The sequence below is a fragment of the Neisseria sp. HMSC070F02 genome (genome assembly GCF_001814225.1).
In the GTDB taxonomy this organism is placed as follows: Bacteria; Pseudomonadota; Gammaproteobacteria; order Burkholderiales; family Neisseriaceae; genus Neisseria; species Neisseria meningitidis.
The window spans coordinates 1-1,773 of record NZ_KV815481.1; the positions used below are offsets into that span (position 1 = coordinate 1).

The 1,773-nt window shown below is 40.7% G+C and carries 4 protein-coding genes; all 4 read left to right on the forward strand.

Annotated elements, in window-relative coordinates; all coding sequences use genetic code 11:
- Window positions 1–503, forward strand: a 503-nt coding sequence (locus tag HMPREF2959_RS09030) for a polymorphic toxin-type HINT domain-containing protein (RefSeq protein ID WP_070696706.1), incomplete at its 5' end; no start/stop codon positions are given.
- 3 nt (window positions 504–506) lie between these two features.
- Entirely contained in the window at window positions 507–779 is a 273-nt protein-coding gene (locus HMPREF2959_RS09035; RefSeq protein WP_002221302.1) for a hypothetical protein, read from the forward strand.
- A gap of 120 nt (window positions 780–899) precedes the next feature.
- Entirely contained in the window at window positions 900–1,445 is a 546-nt protein-coding gene (locus HMPREF2959_RS09040) for a suppressor of fused domain protein (RefSeq protein ID WP_002243249.1), read from the forward strand.
- Between the two features lie 133 nt (window positions 1,446–1,578).
- Window positions 1,579–1,773 (forward strand): polymorphic toxin-type HINT domain-containing protein (locus HMPREF2959_RS09045; RefSeq protein ID WP_371441802.1); only part of this gene is annotated, 195 nt, incomplete at its 3' end.

Genomic DNA, 1,773 nt, shown 5'->3' on the forward strand with positions numbered 1-1,773 from the left:
GCAACAGCCAAACCCTGATTTCCAACCGCATCCACCCATTTTATTCGGACGGCAAATGGGTTAAAGCAGAGGATTTGAAAGCGGGAAACAGGTTGTCGTCTGAAAGCGGCGCGGAACAGACGGTTCAAAGCATTACCGTCAAACCGGAACCGCTGCAAGCCTACAATCTGACCGTTGCCGATTGGCATACCTACTTCGTCAAGGGCAATCAGGCGGAAACGGAAGGGGTGTGGGTTCATAATTCTTGTCCTCCCAAAAGAGCTCCCGAATACCATGCAGGAACTGTATCTGAATCTAATTTTTTAAATGCAGCTGAGAAATGGCTAGGGGAAAACTATAAGTCATATCCAAATGGTCGATATGTATCACAAGATGGAATGCGGCAGGTACGATATGGTTATCATGAAACAAATTCATCTACGCATCATGGTCATTTTGAATCATATGACAAACCTAATGGACGTGTAATAGAAAATAGTGCGGTAACAATTATTCGGGATTGAAGAATGATGAGTGTAAAAGAATTATTCAAAGTCATCTTAGATGAAAATAAAGATTTTCCTATTAGAACGATTCATCGTACCCCGATGGGAATACTTCCCAAACCTGTTGCTTTAAGTATTGTTCAATATGAAAATGACCCGGGATTTTATTTGTTTTATTTGGATGAGACCGGTCAGGAACAAACGGATACTTATCATGACACATTAGATTCGGCATTTGAACAGGCTGAATTTGAATTTGGAATCAGCAAAGAGGAATGGATGCAAAGTCCTTAGACGGCAAAATCAAGATGCCGCTTTATTTTTCAGACGGCATTTCCGTCAATAAAAAAGTCGGTATTGGAGCCCAAAACAGCCTACGTCTTGCCGGGATAGGGATGAAATCTTTAAGAAAAAATGATTATAGTTGAACATTTAGAACATTATTTGGGTGAAATCGAAAGCGGTATAAAATGCTTGGATCGACGTTATCATCTCAGCGTTTCCGTCTTCCCATCACAACCATATAAAGGGGTAACTACTTTTTCTACTTTAGGCTTGAATCGATATGACTTGAACTATAAGAGTAGGTTTGAATTAATTTTTACCTGTTCTGAAGAATGGAATAAAGAAAATATTGCAGCTTTTCTATCAGGAGTGGCTGAATATTTGATTGACAATAGACAACCTATTTTAAGAGGTGAAATTATTCAATTACCCAGGGTAATTATCGAAGGTAGCAAAATGGATGCACTGTATGTTTCCGCCCCATTTTATTTCGACGATGATTTTCAGGTCTGTTATGGCGAACACTACAATATCGTTTTCCCTTTGCTTGTCCCGTTGTATAAACAGGAAGCAGAATTGGTAGAAAAGAAAGGTTGGAATGCTTTTGAGCAGTTCTTGCTGAATAATGAAGTTGACAACCTTTCGGATATGAAGCGGAAACCGTTTGTTTGGTAAGGGCTTTCTTAAATTTGATTAAAGGTCGTCTGAAACCGTGTTTAACTTTCAGACAACCTTTCCTTCATTTGAAACAGGATATTGAAAACTAAGTTTTTCAACATTCTACACCTGCTCCTTCCACGGCAACACCTTGGTTAAAACGGCAGACGGCTACAAAGCTATTGCCCGTATCCGGGTCGGCGACCGTGTCTTCGCCAAGGACGAGGCAAGCGGAGTAACGGGATACAAACCTGTTACCGCCCAATACGGCAATCCGTATCAGGAAACCATTTACATTAAAGTTTCAGACGACATCGGCAACAGCCAAACCCTGATTTCCAACCGC